This window comes from Janthinobacterium rivuli (assembly GCF_009208735.1).
Classification (GTDB): Bacteria; Pseudomonadota; Gammaproteobacteria; order Burkholderiales; family Burkholderiaceae_D; genus Janthinobacterium.
In genome coordinates this window covers 1-21,987 of record NZ_WFLJ01000032.1, presented here as the reverse complement: position 1 = coordinate 21,987, position 21,987 = coordinate 1, and the positions used below count along the sequence as shown (strand labels likewise).

Genomic DNA, 21,987 nt, shown 5'->3' with positions numbered 1-21,987 from the left:
GTGCTGCAACCAGTGTGAAAGTAGGTTATCGTCAGGCTTGTTATTCGAAAAAACCCCTTCCGGTGATCCGGTTGGGGTTTTTTTACGTCTGATGCTTTTTCCAATAACCGCGTGCGGACATAAAAAAGCAGCGCTGTGCGCTGCTTTTCTCATTTAATGAGGTCGGCAAGCCCCATCCCATTCAAGGTCAAAGCGGGCCAGGTATTTCTTGAGTCGGTCGGCATCGTTCGGTTTGGCCTTCGCCGCGCGCGACACGGCAAACAGGGTACGGCCCGCATCGGACAAACTGTTCGATTGCCGGCATACCTGAATTACCGACCTCAGCTGCAGCGCATCAAACAGGTCAAGCTGCGCGGCTGCCTCGCTTCCCATGATATCGGCCAGATCGATTTCCGTGCCTCCGGCAGGCTCGTCATGATGCTGCCATAGCCGTTTCAGGCGCCTGATTTCCTCGTCGACCACGCCATCCGTGATGCGGCCAGCTTCCGACAAGGTGGCCAGGCGCGTGACGGCGGCGGACAAATCGCGGAAATTGCCGCTCCAGGCGGCCGACGGCGCGGTGGCAAAGCGCAAGAAGCGCTCGCGTGCCTCCTTGTTGAAGCGCACGCGTTCGCCGGTCCCGGCACCATATTGTGCCAGCAGGTATTCCAGGTTCGGTTCGATGTCTTCCGGCCGCTGCGCCAGGCCTGGTAATTCATAAGTCCACAGATTTATGCGCGCATACAGGTCTTCGCGGAAGCGGCCGGCCGCCACTTCCTTGCCCAGGTCGCGGTTGGTGCCGGCGATCAGCTGGAAGTCGCTTTGCACTTCCGTATCGGCGCCGACGGGGAAAAAGCGCTTTTCTTCGATGGCTTTGAGCAGCATCGCCTGCTCGTCGAGCCCCAGTTCACCGATTTCATCGAGAAACAACAAGCCCTTGTGTGCGCTGCGCAGCAAACCGGGTCGATCCGAACCCGCCCCCGTAAATGCCCCCTTGATATGGCCGAACAAGGTGGAGGCCGCGCCATCGCCATGCAGGGTGGCGCAATTGAGGTCGATGAATTTGCCATCGATCTGGTGGCGCGACTTTTTCAGCTCGTACACGCGGCGCGCGAGGAAGGATTTGCCGGCGCCGGTCGGTCCCATCAGCAGCATGGGGGCTTTCGATTTGATGGCGACGCGCTCGATTTCATCGATCATGCCGTTGAACTTCGCATTGCGCGTGGCGATGCCGGACTTCAGGAAGGCCACGCCTTCGGCCTGCTCGCGCGTAAAACGCTGGGCGATCTGGTCGTAGCGCGACAGATCGAGGTCGATCAATGCGTAGCTGCCGGGATTGCCGGTGGCCTGACGCTTCGGCGGCGACGTTTGCACGAGACGGCCCGGAAAATAGCGCGCTTCCGTCATCAGGAACATACAGATCTGCACCACGTGGCTGCCGGTGGTGATGTGGATCCAGTAGTCTTCCTTGTCCGGATCGAAGGGATAGCTGTTGGCAAAATCGTAGAGCGCGCCATACACATTCTCGAAGTCCCAGGCATCGCTGATGGGCAGTTCATGGGCGATCAGCCTCGTTTCAGGCGAGACGCTGGCGATATCCTGCGATACCTGGCGTACCAGGTTATCGAACTGGCTGCCCGCGTACAGCAGCTCGAAACGGTCGATGGTCTTGTCCTCGTGCTGGGTCAGGGCGATGCTGGGGCGCCACTTTTCCCAGCGCGCCGCGCCCCTGCCATTGTCGAGCTGCGTGCCGAGAAAACCGATGACGACGGTACGTTTTGCTTGCATATTTTGGATAAATATTTATCTGAAAAGATAATTATATTCCAAATCGCCATGACAGGAATATTTTCAGTGCACAGCTTGCGTGGAAATATTACTTAATGAAATCAATGGGTTATGGAAATGTTTGATGAGATATTGAAAGCTGGCACAGCGCTTGCAATAGAGGAGATACCAACGAGATAAACGTAGAGAGCAGAGAGGAACGAAAAAATGGCCAACGCCCAGTTATTCCAGAGCGCGCAACAGACAGGAACCTTGCCAGCGGCCTTGGCGCGCAATGCGGAAGGCGCGCCAGCCTATGCGCTGACGCCCCGGCATCAGCTGGCGCAATACGCGGCCACCGGCTGCCTGAACACGACGTTTTATGCCAGCGCCGAAGCGCAGCTGGCAACAGTACTCGAGCTGTGCCAGGCGGTGGACCCCGCCTTCATTGCGCAGACGGCCGTGTACTGCCGCGAACGGGGCTATATGAAAGACATGCCGGCCTTGCTGGTGGCCGTGCTGGCGGTGCAGGGTGCTGCGCAATTCGCACCGGCATTCCGGCGTGTCATCAACAACGGCAAGATGCTGCGCAATTTCGTGCAGATCATGCGCTCGGGCGCCGTGGGACGCAAGTCGCTGGGATCGCGTCCGAAAAAGCTGGTGCAGGCATGGCTGAACACAGCTTCGGAACAAGCCTTGCTGGCCGCCGCCGTGGGCAATGCGCCTTCGCTGGCCGACGTGGTGAAGATGGTGCATCCGAAACCGCAGCAAGCGTGGCGGGAGGCATTCTTTGCCTGGTTGATCGGCAAGCCGTACGATGCCGAGGCGCTGCCGTCGGTGCTGGCCGCGTTCGAGGCCTACAAGGCGGATCCTTCGCAAGCGATACCGGAGGTGCCGTTCCAGATGCTGACGGCGCTGTCCTTGAGCGCGCAGGATTGGGCGCAGATCGCCCGCCAGGGCAGCTGGCAGATGGTGCGCATGAATCTGAACACCTTTGGGCGTCACGGCGTGTATGCGATAGCCGGCATGCCGGAATTGATCGCGGCCAAGCTGCGCGATCCCGAGGCGATTGGCCGGGCACGGGTGTTTCCGTACCAGCTGCTGTCCGCGTACCTGGCGGCCGGCGAGAGCGTGCAGGCCATCGTGCGCGATGCGCTGGAAGCGGCGCTGGAAATAGCGTTGGCGAACGTGCCGCGGATCGCTGGCAGGGTGGTGGTGTGCCCCGACGTCTCCGGCTCGATGTCGTCGCCCGTCAGCGGTTTTCGCGGCAGCGCCACGTCGAGCGTGCGCTGCATCGATGTGGCGGCGCTGGTGGCGGCGGCCATGCTGCGCAAGAATCCGGATGCGATGCTGCTGCCGTTCGAGCACAGCGTCGTGACGTGCGGGCTGGCTGCGGATGACAGCGTGATGAGCAACGCGGCCAGGCTGGCGGCCATCGGTGGCGGCGGCACCAATTGCAGCGCACCGCTGATGCGCATGAACAGCAAGAAGGAGCTGGCCGACCTGGTGATTTATGTGTCCGATAACGAATCGTGGATCGACGCCAGACGCAGCGGCGCCACGGCGACGATGGGACAATGGAAGGTGTTCAAGCAGCGCAATCCGCAGGCGAAACTGGTGTGCATCGATATTGCGCCGCATGCCACGACGCAGGCGATGGAATGCGAGGATATCCTGAATATCGGCGGTTTTTCCGATGACGTCTTCAAGATCATCGCCGCCTTTGCCGCCGGCCAGCTGGACCCCGCCCACTGGGTGGGAGAAATCGCCGCCATCGATATCGCGGCACCAGCTTGTTGAAGCAAAGCGCATGAATGCGGACACGACTACATAAGAGACGTCCTGTCCAGACTTGTCATGCGCCGCAGTGCCCCGAATGCAGACAGGATTACATCGATCAGCCGCGTCAAACCGGCCTGGCATGCGCAGTACGCCGCCAGAAAATCCTGTCCCTCCTTGTCGGGTTGTCGTACTGATTACAATAGAAAAGGAGAGAAGCGATGAAGAAAGAAGAATACGACGTCCTGCATACCGAAGGCAGCCGTCCCGTGAAAATGTGGACCCGTGGCGTGCCTGTCGAAGAAGCGGGCAAAAAACAATTGCGCAACACGGCGACCCTGCCGTTCATTTACAAGCATATCGCCGTCATGCCCGACGTCCACCTGGGTAAAGGGTCGACCATCGGCAGCGTGATTCCTACTCTGGGCGCTGTGATCCCGGCCGCGGTGGGCGTGGATATCGGTTGCGGCATGATGGCGGCGAAAACCACGCTGACGGCGAATGATTTGCCCGATAATCTGGGACCGCTGCGCAGCGCCATCGAACGCGCCATTCCGCACGGGATGTCGCCGAAGACGCGCGGCCACCGCGGCCGCGATGAAGGTTCCTGGCATACCCCGCCATCGGTGGTCGATACCGCATGGCTGCAATTGAAGGATGAATTCGAGGCGATCTGCCTGAAAACGCCGAAGCTGAAAAACACGAACAATTATCGTCACCTGGGGACTTTGGGCAGCGGTAACCACTTCGTCGAAGTCTGCCTCGACGAGCAGGGTTCCGTATGGTTCATGCTGCATTCCGGTTCGCGCGGCGTGGGCAATGCCATCGGCACGCACTTCATCGAACTGGCCAAGCAGGATATGCGCACTCACTTCATCAACCTGCCCGACCAGGACCTGGCCTACCTGGCCGAAGGCACGCAGCATTACGACGATTACGTGGAAGCGGTGGGCTGGGCGCAGCGCTTTGCGCGCAACAATCGCGAAGTGATGATGCAGAACCTGATCGCCGCCGTGCGCACGGTCATCCATAAACCGTTCCAGACGCACGTGGAAGCCGTCAACTGCCACCATAACTATGTGCAGAAGGAGCACCACTTCGGCAAGGATGTGCTGGTCACGCGCAAGGGCGCCGTGTCGGCCCGCGCCGGGGAGCTGGGGATCATTCCCGGTTCCATGGGGGCGAAGAGTTTTATCGTGCGTGGCAAAGGTAATGCGGACAGTTTCCATAGCTGCAGCCACGGTGCGGGACGCACGATGAGCCGCACGGAAGCGAAGCGGCGTTTCAATCTGGCCGACCAGATCCGCGCCACCGAAGGCGTGGAATGCCGCAAGGATGAAAACGTGATCGATGAGATCCCGATGGCCTACAAGGATATCGATGCGGTGATGCTGGCGCAGCGCGAGCTGGTCGATGTGGTGCATATATTGAAGCAGGTGGTCTGCGTCAAAGGATAAGAGAGAAAGCAGAGATGATAGAAATAGATGGAGCGCAAGGCGAGGGCGGCGGACAGATTTTGCGCTCGGCGCTGAGCCTGTCGATGATCACGGGACAGCCATTCCGGCTGACGAATATCCGCGCGGGGCGGGAAAAGCCCGGCTTGCTGCGCCAGCATTTGCTGGCCGTGCAGGCGGCGACCGCCATTTGCGGGGCGCGCACGACGCCGGTGGCGCTGCGCGCATCGAGCCTCGAATTCGTGCCTGGTCCCCTGCGCGGCGGCGATTACCGCTTCGCCATCGGCAGCGCCGGCAGCTGCACCCTGGTGCTGCAAACCTTGCTGCCGGCCCTGCTGCATGCGGATGGGCCATCCACGGTGCGCATCAGTGGCGGCACGCACAATGCTATGGCGCCGCCCGTGCATTTCCTGCAGCGCGCGTATGGCCGCATCCTGGAACAGATGGGGGCCGAGGTGGATATCGCGCTGCAACGCTATGGTTTTCATCCTGCGGGCGGCGGCGAGGTGATTGCCACTGTGCAACCCTGCCAGCGCTTGCGGCCGATCGCCTTGCTGCAGCGCGGCGAGCGCAAGGCGGGGTATGCGGAAAGCGTGGTGGCGGGCGTGCACGTGAACGTGGCGCAGCGCGAGCTCGAGCGCATCGCTGACGGCATGGGGTGGAGCGGCAAGCAGCTGCGCCTCGTCGGCTTGCCGGCGGAGCAGGGACCGGGCAATGTCCTGTTGCTGACCCTGGAGCATGAGCATGTCACGGAAGTGTTTACATCGTTCGGCGAAAAGTCCTTGCTGGCCGAGTCCGTGGCCAAGCGTCTGTTGAACGAGGTGCGCGCCTATCTCAAGACGGACGCGGCCGTCGCCGAGCACCTGGCCGACCAGCTCTTGCTGCCGATGGCGCTGGCGGGCGGCGGTACCTTCAGCTGCAACAAGGTGTCGCAGCATGCGCTGACGAATGCGGAGGTGATTGCCCGATTTTTGCCCGTGCGTATCACTTTCGAGCAGCAGGCACGAAGCAGCATCTGCACGGTGGCCGCCGCCTGACGCGCGCGGTGACACAACTACGTGTTGCAGCTGTTCCAAATTGATACATGGGTGGCCGGACGTGGGGCATATACGCATGGCATGGCATTTGCTCTTCTTGGATATTCACTAAAAAACCAAGGAGACCAGCATGACCTATTCCATTCGTACCCTGCTCGGCGTGGCGGCTGCGGGCGCCGTTGCCCTCACTTCCCTGCTGACCTTGCCGCATGCCTATGCGCACGGCAATGTCACGCCGCAAGGCGTCGACACCACGGGCTTGCCCAAGGTGGGCGACAAGTGGCTCGAACAAAATCCGTATCGGGGCAATAAACTGGCCTTGACGGTGGGCACCTCGGCCTACAACCAGAATTGCGCCCGCTGCCACGGCATCGAAGCCATCTCGGGCGGCATCGCGCCGGACTTGCGCCAGCTCGACCGTGATTGCTTCGGTATCAAGAATGAGACAAAGAAGCAGGCTTGCTACAAGGAGACGGATAATTATTATCTGACCACCATCCGCCACGGTAAAGTACGCAATGGCGCCGTGTACATGCCGCCGTTCGAGGGCGTGTTCAACCAGGAAGCCATGTGGGCCATCAAGACCTATCTGGAAACCCGCCGCGAATCGAATTAAGCCGAACTGATCACGAAGGAGTCCCATGCGTTCATTTCAATTCCGGGGCGCGCGCGCGATACTCTCGCTCGCCTGCCTGGCGCTGTGCGCAGCCGCGCCGGCGCGCGCCGACTGGCAGAAAGTACAGCAGTCGGGCAGCCTGAAAGTGGCTGTGTACAACGAGTTCGCGCCGTTTTCCGACAAGGGCACGGGCATCGACATCGACATCGCCGAAGCATTGGCGAAAAAGCTGGGGCTGAAACTGAGCTTGCTGCCATTTCCCGCCGGCGAAAACCTCAACGATGACTTGCGCAATATGGTGTGGAAGGGCCATTACCTCGGCTATGGTCCCGCCGACGTGATGCTGCATGTGCCGGTCGACAAGAAGTTGATGGCGGATAACGACAAGGTCGAGATCTTCGCCCCGTATTACGTGGAAACCGTACGCCTGGCGCGCAGCGCGCAAGCCGTGCCGCAATTCGATGGCGTCGCCTCGCTGGCGGGCAAGCGCGTCGGCGTGGAAAAGGTGTCGATCGCGGCCATGCTGATGCTGGGCGAAGATAATGGCAAATACCGTGACGACGTGCGCATCTTCGACACGGCCGCCGAAGCCTTGCAGCAATTGCAGGCGGGCCAACTCGACGCTGTGCTGGCGAATCGTTCGGAAATCGAATCGGTGCTGAAAAGCGATCCTGCTTTCCCCTTGAACGACGTGGCGTTCTCCCGCTTGCCGCGTGCCGGCTGGGCCGTGGGCCTGGCCGTCAGCCGCCAGCAGCTCGACGTGGCCAAGTTGCTGCAGGCGGCGATGAACGAGATGACCGCCAGCGGCGAATTGAAAGCCATCTTCGAGAAATATGGTGTGAAGGAAGCACGCCCCTGACTTAGCTTGCTCTCGTTGAAAAGCCCGCGCATCTTCCGATGCGCGGGCTTTTTAATTAGAAGGAATACATGGCGCTGACACCCAGCAACCAGTTACGTCCCGGTGCCGCTTCATAGTAGCGCTTGTTGCTGTCGCCGACGATGACGGAGCCCACATAGGTCTTGTCAAAAAGATTGTTCAGGCGGGCAAACTCCTTGAAGCGCCAGTTCCCCACGTTTTGCTTGGCATTGAAGCGCGCATTGAATACCGTGTAGCCGGGCGCCGGCTTTTCGATGTTGCTGTCTTCCGCGTAGACCTGGTTGCTGGCCACGCTTTCCAGCGCCGCGCCAAAACGGTCGAGCGTATCTTTCCAGGCCAGTTCCGCGAACAGGTTGGCGCTGGGCACGCCTGGCAAGCGGCTGCCTTCGCGCACGTTGCCAAACGCCTGGTCATACACGGCGTGCAGGCTGGTCAGCGCCACTTTGGTCGTGAAGCCATACGGCAGGTTCGAATCGAGCGACACTTCCATGCCCTGGCGCAAGGTTTTACCCGCATTGCGATAACTGGTGCGCCCACCGCTGGACTTGTCGACCACCAGCTCGTCGTTGGTCTTGATCTGGAACACGGCCGCGTTCACGTGCGTGTTGTTGGCGATCCTGGCCTTGACACCCGCTTCCAGGTTGGTGCTGGTGGCCGGCTTCAAGTTGAAATTGAAGCCGCCGCCCGTGCCCGAGTAAAACAGTTCGTTCAGGGTGGGCGCTTCGAAGCCGCGCGCGGCGCTGGCGTAGACGTTGACGTTCGGCGTCAGTTTGTACAGCAGGCCCAGCACCGGCGTCGTATGGCTGAACTCCAGGCTGCCGCTGTCGTCGCCATTGCTAAGGAAATGGTCGTCGACCGCCACTTTCATCTTGCTGTAGCGCACACCTGCGCTGAGCAGCCACGGGCCGCCTTGCCATTCCGCCTGGAGATACGGATCGAGGCTGGAGACGACATTCTGCTCGTCGCGGCGCAGCTTGCCTTTTACTCCAAAGCTATTGCCAATGAAATTTTCATAGCCGGTGCGGTCGTCGCTGGAGCGGCCATAGTCGATGCCGATGGTGGTGCTCAGCTTGCCGCCAGCCAGCTGGTTCACGTGCAGCCAGTTGGTATCGATGCCATAGAATTGGCGCTGGAAATCGACCACGCCGCCCGAATGGCTAGGCGGCGCCTGGAATCCCTTGGTAAACGCCTGGTACTGGATCACGTCACGGTTGCCGCCATACACCATCACGTGCAGGCGGTCATCGCCAAACGATTGCTCGTAGGTGGCGCCGATCTGCTGGTGATCGATGCTCTTGCGGGTGTTGTAGCGCTCGGCCAGGGTGCGTTTCGGTTTTTGCGTATCGGTGGTGTCGATTTCGCCGGCGCGCGGGTTCGCTGCAAACGTGGGCCAGGTGACGCCCAGCGGATCTTGCGTGTTGCCCTGGTGCAGGCTGTTGGCGACGATGGTCAGCTTGCTGTCCGCGGTGGGCTTGACCGTGATCTTGCCGAACGCCTGTTCGCGCGTGGCGGCGCTGTGGTCGCGGAAACCGTCCGTGCGGAAGCGCGAGCCGTCGAGCACGTAGCCGATGCCGCCTGCCTGGCCCTGCGCCGTCAAGTCCACCTTGCTGGTGCCGTAGCTGCCGCCCGTCACATTCAATTCGACGGACGGGGGATTTTGTCCATCCTTGGAAAACAGCTGGATCACGCCGCCCGAATGGTTGCCGTAGATGGCGGAAAACGGTCCGCGCAGCACTTCGATGCGCTCGGCCGTATCGAGATTGAAGGTGGCGGCCTGGCCCTGGCCATCCGGCATGCTGGCGGGAATACCATCGCTGATCAGCTTGACGCCGCGCACGCCGAAGGCCGAGCGGGCGCCGAAGCCGCGCGACGAGATTTGCAAGTCTTGTGCGTAGTTCTGGCGGTTTTGCACGACCAGGCCCGGCACGGCGGCCAGCGCTTCCGACGCGTTGACGCGGATCTGGCCCTCCTGGATGCGGGCGCTGTCGACCACGTCGATCGAGGCCGGCACTTCCTGGCTGGGATGGGCGATGCGGCTGCCGCTGATGACCACCGTATCCATCAGTTGTGCGCCCGGATCTGCGGCCTCGGCGGCAAAGACGTGGGGGGCGAGGGTGGCGCTGCCGGCGACAAACAGGCTGGCGATGGTGTTCAGGCGGAAACGGTGTTGCATGCGGATTCTCCAATGTGAATAAAAGCCTGCTTGATCGCGTGCGCGGTACAGGTCTGCGTAGGTGTATCAAGCAATATGCCTGCCATGTCTCCATTGGTGGGCTGAAATTATACGCGTGTCCGTGGCACGGCGTTTGCATACAGCAATTGTCAGAGGCGCCGCTACCGCGCGTTTTTCCCTCGTTTTGCCATTAAAAAGGTGATTATGCCCAACTTCTTCTCGCGCTTGCGCCAGGTGTGCTGGCTGCTGCCTGCGCTTGCCAGCACGGCCGTGCTGGCCGCCCCGTTTGCCTATGTCCCCAATGAAAAATCGGGCACCTTGAGCGTGATCGACACGGCGACCGACCAGGTCGTACGCCAGATCGCGGCAGGCAAGCGTCCGCGCGGCATCGCCGCCGACCCGACAGGGCGGCAATTGTTTGTCACGGACGCCGCCAGCAGCGCCTTGCTGCTGATCGATAACGGTGGCGGCATGCCCGTGCGCGCGGTGGCGCTGGGCAAGTCGCCCGAAGGCGTCAGCGCCTCGCAAGACGGTAGTCACGTGGCCGTGGCCGTCGAGGAAAACAATAGCGTGGCCTTGCTCGATGGCCAGACGGGCACCTTGCTCGCCGACATCAAGGTACAGGGACGCAATCCGGAACATGCCGTGTTCAGCCCGGATGGGCGCTGGCTGCTGGTCAGCGCGGAAGAGGCCGAGCAAGTCGATGTCATTGACGTGGCGCAACGCCGCCAGGTGGCGTCCATCGCCGTGGGATTGCGTCCGCGCGGCATCGGTTTCAGCCCGGACTCGGGCCGCGCCTACGTGGCGTGCGAACTGGTCAATGCCGTCTATGTGATCGACATGGCCGCGCACAAGGCGATTGCCACCATTCCAGCGGGCAAGAATGCGAATGGCATCGTGGTCCACCCCAGTGGCAAGCAGGTGTATGTCTCGAACGGTATCGACGGCACGGTGATGGTGATCGACACGGCCAGCAACAAGGTGACGGCCACCATAGCCGTCGGCAAGCGCCCGTGGAATATGGCCATCACGCCGGACGGCGCCAAGCTGTACGTGGCCAATGGCCGCTCCAACAGCGTGTCCGTGATCGACACGGCCAGCGCGCGCAAGGTGACCGATATTGCCGTAGGTGAATTGCCATGGGGCGTGGTGATCCGCTAGGTAAGCTGGAACAGGTGTTCCAGTCTGGTACACCTGTTCCATTGTGCAGCGGCGCAGGGGCGCAGCAGCAGGGCTGGCCCGAATTGGAACAGGAGGCCGCCACCCTGTTCAAAACACCAACAGGCCCACGTCCGTCGCCCAAGCCCCGGGCATGCGCTGAAGAGCGCGCCGGGATTGACGCCACGCCCTTGTAACAAGGGTAAAACCGGCTAAATTTGTCGTGGGATGGCGAGCTGGCACGGCATTTGCGGAAGACTCCGTGTACTCACCCCATCTGTACCAGGACGTTTGATTTTAATTAACGCAGTTCCATTCTAATTAACCCGATAGAGGACGACATGAATCTCGCAGACATCAGCAAACTGGGCGTAGCCAATCCTTTCAAACAACGCTATGACAATTACATCGGCGGCAAATTCGTTGCACCAGTAAAAGGTGAATACTTTCCCAACATCACGCCCATCACGGGCTTGCCGTTTTGCGAAATCGCCCGTTCCACGGCGGAAGACGTCGAGCTGGCGCTCGATGCCGCGCATGCCGCCAAGGATGCCTGGGGCAAGACGTCGCCTGCCGAGCGCGCCAATATCCTGAACCGCATCGCCGACCGCATCGAACAGAACCTGAGCTTGATCGCCACGGCGGAAACCATCGACAACGGCAAGCCGATCCGCGAAACGATGAATGCCGACATTCCGCTGGCCATCGACCATTTCCGTTACTTCGCCGGCTGCATCCGCGCCCAGGAAGGTTCCGTCGCGCAAATCGATGCGGAAACCTATGCCTATCACTACCACGAGCCGCTGGGCGTCGTGGGCCAGATCATTCCGTGGAATTTCCCGATCCTGATGGCCGTGTGGAAACTGGCGCCAGCCCTGGCCGCCGGCAATTGCGTCGTGCTCAAACCGGCCGAACAGACCCCCGCTTCCATCATGGTGTTGATCGAGCTGATCGGTGATTTGCTGCCGCCGGGCGTGCTGAACATCATCAACGGTTTCGGTCTGGAAGCGGGCAAGCCGCTGGCGTCGAGCAAGCGCATCGCCAAGATCGCCTTCACGGGCGAAACGGGCACGGGCCGTTTGATCATGGGCTACGCGGCGCAAAACCTGATTCCCGTCACCCTGGAACTGGGCGGCAAGTCGCCGAACATCTTCTTTGAAGACGTGATGGATGCGGACGACGATTACTTCGACAAGTGCCTGGAAGGTTTTGCCATGTTCGCGCTGAACCAGGGCGAAGTGTGCACCTGCCCATCGCGCGTGCTGATCCAGGAATCGATCTACGAGAAATTCATCGAACGTGCCCTCAAACGCGTGGCCGCCATCAAGCAGGGCAACCCGCTTGACTCGTCCACCATGATCGGCGCGCAAGCGTCGCAGGAGCAGCTGGAAAAAATCCTGTCCTACCTCGACATCGGCCGCCAGGAAGGCGCCGAAGTGCTGGCCGGCGGCGAGCGCAACACGCAGGCGGGCGACCTGGAAGGCGGCTATTACGTGCGTCCGACCGTGTTCAAGGGCAATAACAAGATGCGCATCTTCCAGGAAGAGATCTTCGGACCCGTCGTGTCCGTGACCACCTTCAAGGATGAGGCTGACGCGCTGGCGATCGCCAACGACACCTTGTATGGCCTGGGTGCCGGCTTGTGGACGCGCGACGGTTCGCGCGCCTTCCGCATGGGTCGCGCCATCCAGGCGGGTCGCGTGTGGACCAATTGCTACCACCTGTATCCAGCCCACGCCGCGTTCGGCGGCTACAAGCAATCGGGTATCGGCCGCGAAAACCACAAGATGATGCTCGATCACTACCAGCAAACGAAGAACTTGCTGGTGAGCTATAGCCCGAAAGCCCTGGGCTTCTTCTAAACCGGCACATGCGCCGCGCCCTTAGCCGGGCGCGGCGTGCAGAAAGGGATGCCATGAGTGCAGCAATTGCCCGGGTGGTCGCCACCGATGCGGCGCTGGAAATGATGGACAAATTGCGCCAGCGTCACGGCCCGCTGATGTTTTTCCAGTCGGGCGGCTGCTGCGACGGCAGCGCGCCCATGTGCTATGCGCTGGGCGAGTTCGATGTCAGCGATACCGACATTTATCTCGGCAATTTGAATGGCACACCGTTCTACATGGGACTCGAGCAATTCGAGTACTGGGAGCATACCCAGTTGATTATCGATGTGGTCGATGGCAATGGCGGCATGTTTTCACTCGACAACGGCACAGGCAAGCGCTTTTTGACGCGCTCGCGCCTGTTCACCGATGAAGAGTGCGCCTTGCTGCACACGCAGCCGCACGACCACGGCAGCACTTGATACATACACATACTAATAACAGAGGGAGATGATTGTGCAGAAAAAAATCATGGGGATACTCGTCGGTTTGAGCATGGCCACGCTGGCCCAGGCGGCCGACGTGGGCAATGTCACTACCGCCATGCTCGACAACACGGCGAAGAATCCGGCCAGTGTGCTGTCGTTCGGCATGGGCACGCAGGGGCAGCGCTACTCGCCGCTGACGCAGATCAATGACAAGACCGTGGCCAAGCTGGTGCCAGCGTGGTCGTTCTCGTTCGGCGGCGAAAAACAGCGGGGCCAGGAATCGCAGCCGTTGATTCACAACGGTAAGATGTTCGTCACGGCATCGTATTCGCGCATCTTTGCCGTCGACCTGAAAACGGGCGCCAAGCTGTGGAAATATGAGCATCGCTTGCCGGACGGCATCATGCCCTGCTGCGACGTGGTCAACCGCGGCGCGGCCCTGTATGGCAACCTGGTGATTTTCGGCACGCTCGACGCCTATCTGGTGGCGCTGGATCAGAACACGGGCAAGATCGTCTGGAAGGAAAAGGTCGATGACTACGCGGCCGGCTACTCGATGACGGCCGCGCCGCTGATCGCCGAAGGCTTGCTGCTGACGGGCGTGTCGGGCGGTGAATTCGGCATCGTGGGCCGGGTCGAGGCGCGCAACCCCATGACGGGCGACCTCGTGTGGAGCCGTCCAACGGTGGAGGGCCATATGGGCCACCGCTATGACAAGGATGGCAAGGCCATCGACAACGGCGTGTCTGGCACCGTGAACAAGACCTGGCCGGGCGATCTGTGGAAAACGGGCGGCGCCTCGACCTGGATGGGCGGCACCTACGATCCGCAAACCAAGCTCGCGTATTTTGGCACGGGCAACCCGGCGCCATGGAATAGCCACTTGCGTCCCGGCGACAATCTGTACTCGTCGTCCACCGTGGCGCTGGACGTGAAAACGGGGCAGATCAAGTGGGCGTACCAGAACACGCCGAACGATGCCTGGGACTTCGACGGCGCCAACGAGTTCGTCACCTTCGACATGGATGGCAAACGCTACGGCGGCAAGGCCGACCGCAACGGTTTCTTTTACGTGATCGACGCCAACACGGGCAAGCTGCAGAATGCCTTTCCGTTCGTGAAGAAAATCACCTGGGCCAGCAGCATCGACCTGAAGACGGGCCGGCCGAACTTCATTCCCGCCGGCCGCCCTGGCGACCCGACCAAGGGAGAGGAAGGCAAGAAGGGCACGACCGTGTTTGCCGCACCCGCTTTCCTCGGTGCAAAAAACCAGATGCCGATGGCGTACTCGCCGCAAACCAAGCTGTTCTATGTGCCGGCGAATGAATGGGGCATGGATATCTGGAATGAGCCGATCAGCTACAAGAAGGGCGGCGCTTTCCTCGGCGCGGGTTTCACCATCAAGCCTTTGTTTGACGACTACATCGGCGCCATGCGCGCCGTCGATCCGAAGACGGGCAAGATCGTCTGGGAAATCAAGAACAACGCGCCGCTGTGGGGCGGCGTGATGAGCACGGCGGGCAACCTGGTGTTCTACGGCACGCCGGAAGGCTTCCTGAAAGCCGTCGACGCGAAGACGGGCAAGGAACTGTGGAAATTCCAGACAGGCTCCGGCGTCGTGGCGCCACCCGTCACCTGGCAGGATGGCGACACGCAATATGTGGCCGTCGTTTCCGGCTGGGGTGGCGCGGTGCCGCTGTGGGGCGGCGAAGTGGCGAAAAAGGTCAACTTCCTGGAGCAGGGCGGTTCCGTGTGGGTCTTCAAGTTGGCATCGAAGTAACGGGGTGAAGCATCCGGGCCACTCGGATGGGTGTCTCCCTGTCCGCCGGATGTTTTCTTTTTGCTGACGGCCCAGGCCGTCAGTTTTTTGTTTACCTGGATGCCCGATACGCCTGCTTGCGGTCAAAAAATGAACACTGGCAGCGGCGATTGATCCGCCGTTGCACATGTTAAACACATAGTTTCTCTTTCTCCCTCTGAGCCTTGCTGGGCACGCTTATTGCCAAAGCTTGAGGTACATCAATCACTGGTGTGCACACTAAAAACAGAGAAGAAAGAGGAGAAGCAATGAACACATTGATCAAGCTGGGGAGCCTGGGTGTCATGACAATCGCAGCGATGGGACAGGCGCAAGCCGTCGATATCAAGGCTGGCGACTGGACCGTGTCGGTGGGCGGCATCGTCAACGCGTATTACACGCAAGTGTCGTGTTCGGGCGATGCCGTGGGCGGGCTGGCGCTGGGCGGCCAGGCGCTCGGTTGCGGCGGCGAGAAGGACCGCACCACGATCGGCAACGGCTTGCTGCCGAATGGCTTGATCACCTCGGCAAGCTCGCGGCTGGGCGAGTACGACGTGAAAGCCTTGATCGGCATCTACAACTCGACGGCCACCGACAGCGCCATCAGCCAGAACAGCGTGGTCGATGTGCGCCAGGCCTTCTTTACGTTTGGTAATGCGCAGATGGGCACCTTCAAGCTGGGCCGCGACTATGGCATTTTTGGCGCGAACGCGATTTTGTCCGACATGACCTTGCTGGGTTCGGGTGCACCCGTGCAGGCGACGCAGCGCGGCCGCGTGACCCTGGGCCATATCGGCGCCGGCTACACCTACCTGGGCAATTATGGCCAGATCATGTACAGCTCGCCGAAGTCGGGCGGCGTTGGCGTCGACGTGGCGCTGGTCAGCCCCGTCTCCGATACGCCCATCGTGGCAGGCTCGACCTATTCTTCGAAGTCGAGTCCGCAAGTGCAGGCGCAACTGACGTATGCGCAGGAAGGCTTGAAAGCCTGGCTCGGCGTGAAGTCGCAGAAGTTCACCTCGAAAACGCCTGGGGTCGATGACCTGACCATGCGCGGCGTGGAAGTGGGCGGCTCCTACCAGATGGGCCCGGCCGGCGTGCTGGTCAACTTCCAGGGCGGCAAGGGGCTGGGCATCTTGTCCGATGCGGACCAGGGCGATACGAAGTCGAAGAACTGGCTGCTGCAAGGCACGTATAAAACGACGGACAAGCTGAAACTGGGCTTGTCTTACGGCATTAGCAAGAACGACGACAACACGGCCGGCACGGGCGGCTTGAAGTCGAACGCCAACCTGACCCTGGGCGCGTACTACTCGCTCAACAGCGCGATCACCCTGGTGGGCGAGCTCGGCCAGACGCGCTCGAAAGGCTTTGCGGGTGGCGAAGCGAAGATGAATGGCGTGTCCCTGGGCGGCATTATTTTCTTCTAACTCATCAACGCGGCGTCCTGCGACAGGGCGCCGCACGGAGCACAATGCATGCGGATAATGCGCTTGTTCATCGGATGCTGGCTATTCCTGTTCATTTTGGGGCAGGCATGGGCGGGCGTGCTCGACAAGGCCGGACTGGCACGGCGCTTCCCCGCGCCGCTGGTGGTGGGCGAGAAGGACGCCGACTTGCCCGTCTGGCCCTTGTTCAAGCAAAACGCCACGGCCACCGAACTGGTCGGTTACGTGTTTGAATCGATGGACCTGGCGCCCATTCCCGGCTTTTCCGGCGTGCCCGTCAATCTGCTGATCGCCATCGATCCGCAAGGCAGTTTTCTGGACGTCGCCGTGCTGTCGCAACACGAACCCGTGTTTCTCGATGGCCTGGGCGAAGCGCCCTTGTTTCAGTTCGTCAAACAGTACCAGGGCTTGTCGCTGAAACAGAACATCGCCATCGATGCCAAGAAGAAACGTGCGCCAGATGCGATGCACGCCGATATCGATGGCGTGTCGAAGGCCACGGCCTCCGTGCGCATCATCAACCAGAGCGTGCTGGCCTCGGCCTTGAAAGTGTCGCGCAAAAAACTCGGCTTCGCGCAAGGCCGTGACCCGGACCAGATCGCCCGCATCCGCATGGACGTGTTCGAGAAACTCAGCGTGGCGCAGATGCTCGGACAAGGCCTGATCCAGCATGTCTGCCTGAGTAACAAGGACGTGGAAGCCTTGTTTGCCGGCGGTCCCGGCGCGGGACTCGATGCGGAAGCGACGCGCGCGCCGGACGACGTGTTCATCGACCTGTACCTGGCCTATGTGTCCGTGCCCAGCGTGGGACGCAACCTGTTGACAGAACGCAGCTGGAACAAACTGCGTAACCGGCTAGACGACGGCGATCACGCCATCCTCGTCATGTCGCGCGGGCGCTACAGCGTGCTGGGCGACGATTTCGTGCGCGGCACCGTGCCGGACAGGCTGTTGCTGAAGCAGGATGGCTTGCCCATCGACATGCGCGACCTGGACCTGGAATTGCGCCTGTCCGATGCGGGGCCATTGCCGACGGAAAATATCGCGGTCTTTCGCGTCATCAGCCAGGCGGGACTCGATGCGGCCAGTCCGCTGGCGTTCACGCTGCCGATCACGCGCAGCAAGGGCATCGTGTATCCGGAACGCATCGCGCGCAACGTGGATGTCAATTACCGCTTGCCCGCCGATTTCTATACGGCGCCGCAAGGCGACGATGCCAGCTGGCGCGGCACGTGGAAGAGCCGCAAGACTGAGTTGCTGCTGTTGCTCGCCGGGCTGGCGCTGCTGGCCGGTGCATTGGCCTGGCAGAAACGCCTGGTGCGCGATGGCCGCCAGTTTGCCTGGTTCCGCCGCCTGTTCCTGTTGTTTACGATTGGCTTCGTCGGTTATTACGCGCAGGGGCAGTTATCGATCGTCAACATCACGGGCGTCATTCAGGCGCTGCTGGCGGGGCGCAGCCTGGGCTTTTTCCTGTTCGATCCGATGACGGTGATCCTGTGGGCTTTCGTGCTGCTCAGCCTGCTGATTTGGGGGCGCGGCACGTTTTGCGGTTGGCTGTGTCCGTTCGGCGCCCTGCAGGAATTCACGGGCAAGCTGGGCCAGTGGTTGCGCTTGCCGCAATGGAAGATCAAGCCGCGCCTGGATGGGCGCTTGAAATGGATCAAGTATGGCTTGCTGGCGGCCATCCTTGGCAGCAGCGTGTTTTCCAGCCAGATCACGGACAAGCTGGTGGAGCTGGAGCCGTTCAAGACGGCGATTACCCTGAACTTCGTGCGCGCCTGGCCCTTCGTCGCGTATGCCGTGGGCTTGTTGCTGCTCAGTAGTGTGTCCTATAAATTCTTTTGCCGCTATCTGTGCCCGTTTGGCGCGGCGCTGGCACTGCTGGGGCGCTTTCGCCTGTTCAACTGGATTCCCCGCCGCAAGGAATGCGGCACGCCTTGCCAGACTTGCCGCCACCGTTGCGAGCATCACGCCATCGCGGCTAGCGGGAAAGTTGATTACGGCGAGTGTTTCCAGTGCATGGATTGCGTGGTGATTTACGCCAGCGATGAAAAATGCGCACCCTTGATGCTGGAAATCAAGCGTGCCCGCACCATCCCCATCGTAAGGGTCACGGCAGAGGAGAGCAGCAATGCAGCGTAGAACGTTTATTTCCGCGGCCATCGGCAGCGTGGCCGGCATGGCGGGTTTGTCTTTGCCCGGCAGCATGGCGCGCGGCACGGTCACTGCATCTGGAGTCCGTCCTTATCAAGGCGCCGCGCTGGCGTTTGGCACGACGATCGCCGTCACCGTATTGCACCACGATCAGCGTCAAGCCGAGCTGGCCATTGAAGACGCCTTGCATGCGGCCAGGAATATCGACCGGCTGATGAGCATTTACAGTCCCGCCAGCCAAGTCTTTCAGCTGAACCGTGATGGACGCCTGGCGCGGCCGGATGCACACCTGCTGGCCGTGCTGGCGCAGGCGCATGCCTTGTCGCAATGGAGCGATGGGGCCTTTGATATCACCGTGCAACCTTTGTGGCAGCTGTTTCGCGCGGCGGCAGACCGGGCCAGCTTGCCGGCGGACGCCTTGCGCCGCGCGGCGCAGGCGCGGGTAGGCTGGCGGCAACTGGCGTGGGATAGCCGCGAAGTGCGGTTTCTCCAGCCCGGCATGGCGCTGACCTTGAACGGCCTGGCGCAAGGCTACGCGGCGGACATGGCGCTGGCTGCCGTGCAGGCGCGCGGCATACGGCATGCGCTGCTCGATACAGGCGAATTCGTTGCGCGCGGCCAGCGTTCCCTGCGCCGCCCGTGGACCTTGGGCATCCAGGACCCGCGCGACGGCGAAATCCTGGCGGCCACTTTGAAAGTGGAAGGGCGCAGTGTGGCAACCTCGGGCGACTACGAATGCACATTCACGCCCGACTTCGCGCATCACCACATCTTCGACCCTGCGAGGGGTGATTCGCCACGTGAACTGGCCAGCGTCACCGTGCTGGCGCCCACGGGCTTGCTGGCCGATGGCTTGTCGACAACCTTCATGGTGACGGGCGCGGCACGCGCGCATGCGATGGCCGCGCAAATGGAGGGCGTCGACTTGATGACCATCGACAAGCAGGGCCGGCGCGCGATGTCGCCCGGTTTTTCCCGTTTACTCTAGGCTATTTCAGGTGCGGCACCTTGCGATAGATCGTGTTGCGCGACACGCCCAGCGCACGCGCCGTGGCCGAGACGTTGCCGCCGTGGGCATCGAGCGACTTGAGGATCACGCTTTGCTCCATCTCTTCCAAGTTGGCGCCGGCCGCGATCATGCGGTCCGTGCTGGCGCTGGCGGCAGTCGCTTGCGTCATCTCAATATCGTCGAGGAAATCATCAGGCATGTGGCGCAAGCAGATTTCATGCTCGTCGCCTGCCATGACGATGGCCGTGCGCAAGAGATTGGTCAGTTGGCGGAAGTTGCCCGGCCATTTATGCTGGTGGAACATGCGCAGGATGTCCGGCGCCACCGTGTAGCGCGTGTCGGGCGCTTCCGTCGCGAGGATTTTTTTCACGACCGTGTCCAGGTCCGTGCGTTCGCGCAGCGGCGGCAGTTTTACCACCAGGCCATTCAAGCGGTAATACAAGTCTTCGCGAAACAGTCCCTTGGCCATGCGTTCGCGCAAGTTGTGATTCGTGGCGCAAATGAGTTCCACATTGACGGTGATCGATTTGCTGCTGCCCAGCGGCGTGACCATGCGTTCCTGTAGCACGCGCAACAAGCGCGCCTGCAAGCCAAACGGCATGTCGCCGATTTCATCGAGGAAGAGGGTGCCGCCATTGGCTTGCAAAATCTTGCCGATCGCGCCTTTCTTGCGCGCCCCCGTAAAGGCGCCGTCTTCATAGCCGAACAGTTCGGATTCGATCAGGGTTTCCGGGATCGAGGCGCAATTGACGGCGATGAATGGTCCCATGGCGCGCGGCGAGTCGTTGTGAATGGCTTGCGCCAGCAATTCCTTGCCCGTGCCCGTTTCGCCCATGACGAGGATGGGAATGTCGCGCCCCAATACCTTGTTGACCTTTTCGATCACCAATTCCAGCTGCGGATCGCCCGTGCGCAGATAGCGCAGACCGGACAGGCGGCGCGCCGCGTTGGCCGCATGGCTGGCCGACGCGGGAACCTGGGCCGGCACGGCGTTGATATCGCTATGGTCGGTGCTGGCAGTAAAGCCGTGCTGGAAGACGCTATTGGACAGGCGCAACTGCGCGCGCCCATACACGCGCACGCCGCTGTGCATGCACAGGTTCAGCAGACCGGGTGCGGCCGTGCGGTAATGATCGTACAGGGCGGAAACGGGCAAGCCGAACAGGGAACTGAAGGTATGTGATTGAAGCGCGGCAAATGACAGACCCAGTTGGAACAAACCATTCTTGTTGGCGGATAAAAACCGTCCACCCGGTGTGAACGAGGCAATGCCTTCCATCAAGGTGCCGATGAATTCAGGGCGCGCGTGGAAGTGCACGGTGATGGCGTCCTCGAAGGTGGCGGAAAACAGTTGATTTTCGATCATCAGCGCCGACATGCGCACCAGGGCCATCGTATGCTTGTGGAAACTGCGCTGGTCGCTGGAGACGTCCAGCACGCCGATCACATTGCCCCGGTGGTCGGTGATCGGGGCCGCGGAGCATGTCAGGAAATGATTGGCGGCCAGGTAATGCTGGTCCGCATGGACCAAAGTCGGTACTTTTTCCGTGATGGCCGTGCCGATGGCATTCGTGCCGCGGCTTTGTTCCGACCACGCGACGCCCGGCTGGAGGGCGACGCGGTTGGCTTTCTCCAGAAAGTCGTCGTCGCCTAGTGAATGCACGATGACGCCGTTGGCATCCGTGAGAATCACCATATTGTGGGTATTGACGATTTGCTGGTACAGGGTTTCCATCGCTGGCAGCGCGTGCGTGTGCAGCATGCGGTTTTGCTCGATCAGCAAGGACAGGTCGGATTTTCCGGCTGGCGTAAAGTCGGGCGTGGCCGTGGGCGACAGGCCAAAGGCGACTGAACGCTGATGGGACGTTTCGATGATGACGGGGACGTTGTCCTGTCCTGCCGGTAAAACGTTCGCGTCCGCAATCGACGAAAACGGTGCGCTACGGTAAGTAGCTGACGGTTGATACATGATCTCGTTGCCTCCGTTGGGCCCTGTACTGCGGCGCTCTTTTGAATATCGAGAGTGTTCCATAATGTAGCACCTGTCACAGATGGGAGCAAAGCAAAGCGAACCGGGCTATCCCCAGTGTTGCTGCCAGGCCCAGAGTTGCTCCCCTCGGTGGTCGGTGCATGTGTTCATATAAGCAATTGCGGTGCCAGGCCTATTGCCTTTGATCTGGCGCAAAAAATAGCGCTTGCGGGGTGCGCAGGACACGGCTATAATTCGCCCCCTCGCTGAACGACGCATGCAAATGCAGCGTAAAGTGAGAAAAAAGAAGGAGTTGACGGACGTAGCAAATTGCTTCATACTCTTCCTTCTTCGCAGCTGACAAACACAACGCTTTGTCGATAGCGCGAAAGCAGTAACCGAATACAGTTCTTTAACAATTAACAGTCGATAAGTGTGGGCATTTGATGTAAGTGCAG

Annotated in this window: 15 protein-coding genes; 12 read left to right on the top strand and 3 right to left on the bottom strand. The window is 60.9% G+C overall.

What is annotated here, in order from left to right:
- Positions 1-153: 153 nt before the first annotated feature.
- On the bottom strand, positions 154-1,767 hold the full coding sequence (rtcR, locus tag GCN78_RS28315) for an RNA repair transcriptional activator RtcR (RefSeq protein ID WP_152254669.1): 1,614 nt from the start codon (positions 1,765-1,767) through the stop codon (positions 154-156).
- 207 nt (positions 1,768-1,974) lie between these two features.
- Here rtcR and GCN78_RS28310 point away from each other — a divergent pair, with 207 nt between their 5' ends.
- The 5 genes from GCN78_RS28310 (at position 1,975) to GCN78_RS28290 (ending at position 7,491) form a co-directional block, all read left to right on the top strand.
- A complete protein-coding gene (locus GCN78_RS28310; protein ID WP_152254668.1) occupies positions 1,975-3,546 on the top strand; it encodes a vWA domain-containing protein in 1,572 nt (523 codons plus the stop codon).
- 200 nt (positions 3,547-3,746) lie between these two features.
- Positions 3,747-4,982 (top strand): RtcB family protein, encoded by a 1,236-nt coding sequence (locus GCN78_RS28305; protein ID WP_152254667.1) that lies wholly within the window; start codon positions 3,747-3,749, stop codon positions 4,980-4,982.
- 14 nt (positions 4,983-4,996) lie between these two features.
- Entirely contained in the window at positions 4,997-6,016 is a 1,020-nt protein-coding gene (rtcA, locus tag GCN78_RS28300; protein WP_152254666.1) for an RNA 3'-terminal phosphate cyclase, read from the top strand.
- 130 nt (positions 6,017-6,146) lie between these two features.
- Complete coding sequence (gene pedF / locus GCN78_RS28295) at positions 6,147-6,632, top strand: cytochrome c-550 PedF (protein WP_035824926.1); 486 nt, start codon at positions 6,147-6,149, stop codon at positions 6,630-6,632.
- 25 nt (positions 6,633-6,657) lie between these two features.
- A complete protein-coding gene (locus tag GCN78_RS28290; RefSeq protein WP_152254665.1) occupies positions 6,658-7,491 on the top strand; it encodes a substrate-binding periplasmic protein in 834 nt (277 codons plus the stop codon).
- Between the two features lie 55 nt (positions 7,492-7,546).
- Here GCN78_RS28290 and GCN78_RS28285 read toward each other — a convergent pair whose 3' ends face one another.
- Positions 7,547-9,682, bottom strand: coding sequence for a TonB-dependent receptor family protein (locus tag GCN78_RS28285; protein ID WP_152254664.1), 2,136 nt, complete (start codon positions 9,680-9,682; stop codon positions 7,547-7,549).
- Positions 9,683-9,886: 204 nt separating this feature from the next.
- Here GCN78_RS28285 and GCN78_RS28280 point away from each other — a divergent pair, with 204 nt between their 5' ends.
- The 7 genes from GCN78_RS28280 to GCN78_RS28250 all read left to right on the top strand — a co-directional run bounded on the left by GCN78_RS28280 (position 9,887) and on the right by GCN78_RS28250 (position 19,539).
- Entirely contained in the window at positions 9,887-10,843 is a 957-nt protein-coding gene (locus tag GCN78_RS28280; protein ID WP_152254663.1) for a beta-propeller fold lactonase family protein, read from the top strand.
- Between the two features lie 338 nt (positions 10,844-11,181).
- A complete protein-coding gene (gene adh / locus GCN78_RS28275) occupies positions 11,182-12,702 on the top strand; it encodes an aldehyde dehydrogenase (protein WP_070301569.1) in 1,521 nt (506 codons plus the stop codon).
- 53 nt (positions 12,703-12,755) lie between these two features.
- Positions 12,756-13,145 carry a DUF779 domain-containing protein gene (locus tag GCN78_RS28270; RefSeq protein ID WP_152254662.1) on the top strand — a complete coding sequence of 130 codons (390 nt, stop codon included), beginning with the start codon at positions 12,756-12,758 and terminating at the stop codon, positions 13,143-13,145.
- A 73-nt stretch (positions 13,146-13,218) separates the two neighbouring features.
- Positions 13,219-14,931, top strand: coding sequence for a PQQ-dependent methanol/ethanol family dehydrogenase (locus GCN78_RS28265; RefSeq protein ID WP_413465251.1), 1,713 nt, complete (start codon positions 13,219-13,221; stop codon positions 14,929-14,931).
- A gap of 287 nt (positions 14,932-15,218) precedes the next feature.
- Complete coding sequence (locus GCN78_RS28260) at positions 15,219-16,379, top strand: porin (RefSeq protein WP_226939866.1); 1,161 nt, start codon at positions 15,219-15,221, stop codon at positions 16,377-16,379.
- Between the two features lie 57 nt (positions 16,380-16,436).
- Entirely contained in the window at positions 16,437-18,539 is a 2,103-nt protein-coding gene (locus GCN78_RS28255) for a 4Fe-4S binding protein (RefSeq protein WP_226939867.1), read from the top strand.
- Entirely contained in the window at positions 18,529-19,539 is a 1,011-nt protein-coding gene (locus GCN78_RS28250; RefSeq protein ID WP_152254660.1) for an FAD:protein FMN transferase, read from the top strand. The genes GCN78_RS28255 and GCN78_RS28250 overlap by 11 nt, the downstream gene beginning before the upstream one ends.
- A 1-nt stretch (position 19,540) precedes the next feature.
- Here GCN78_RS28250 and GCN78_RS28245 read toward each other — a convergent pair whose 3' ends face one another.
- Entirely contained in the window at positions 19,541-21,529 is a 1,989-nt protein-coding gene (locus GCN78_RS28245) for a sigma-54-dependent Fis family transcriptional regulator (RefSeq protein ID WP_226939865.1), read from the bottom strand.
- Positions 21,530-21,987 lie beyond the last annotated feature (458 nt).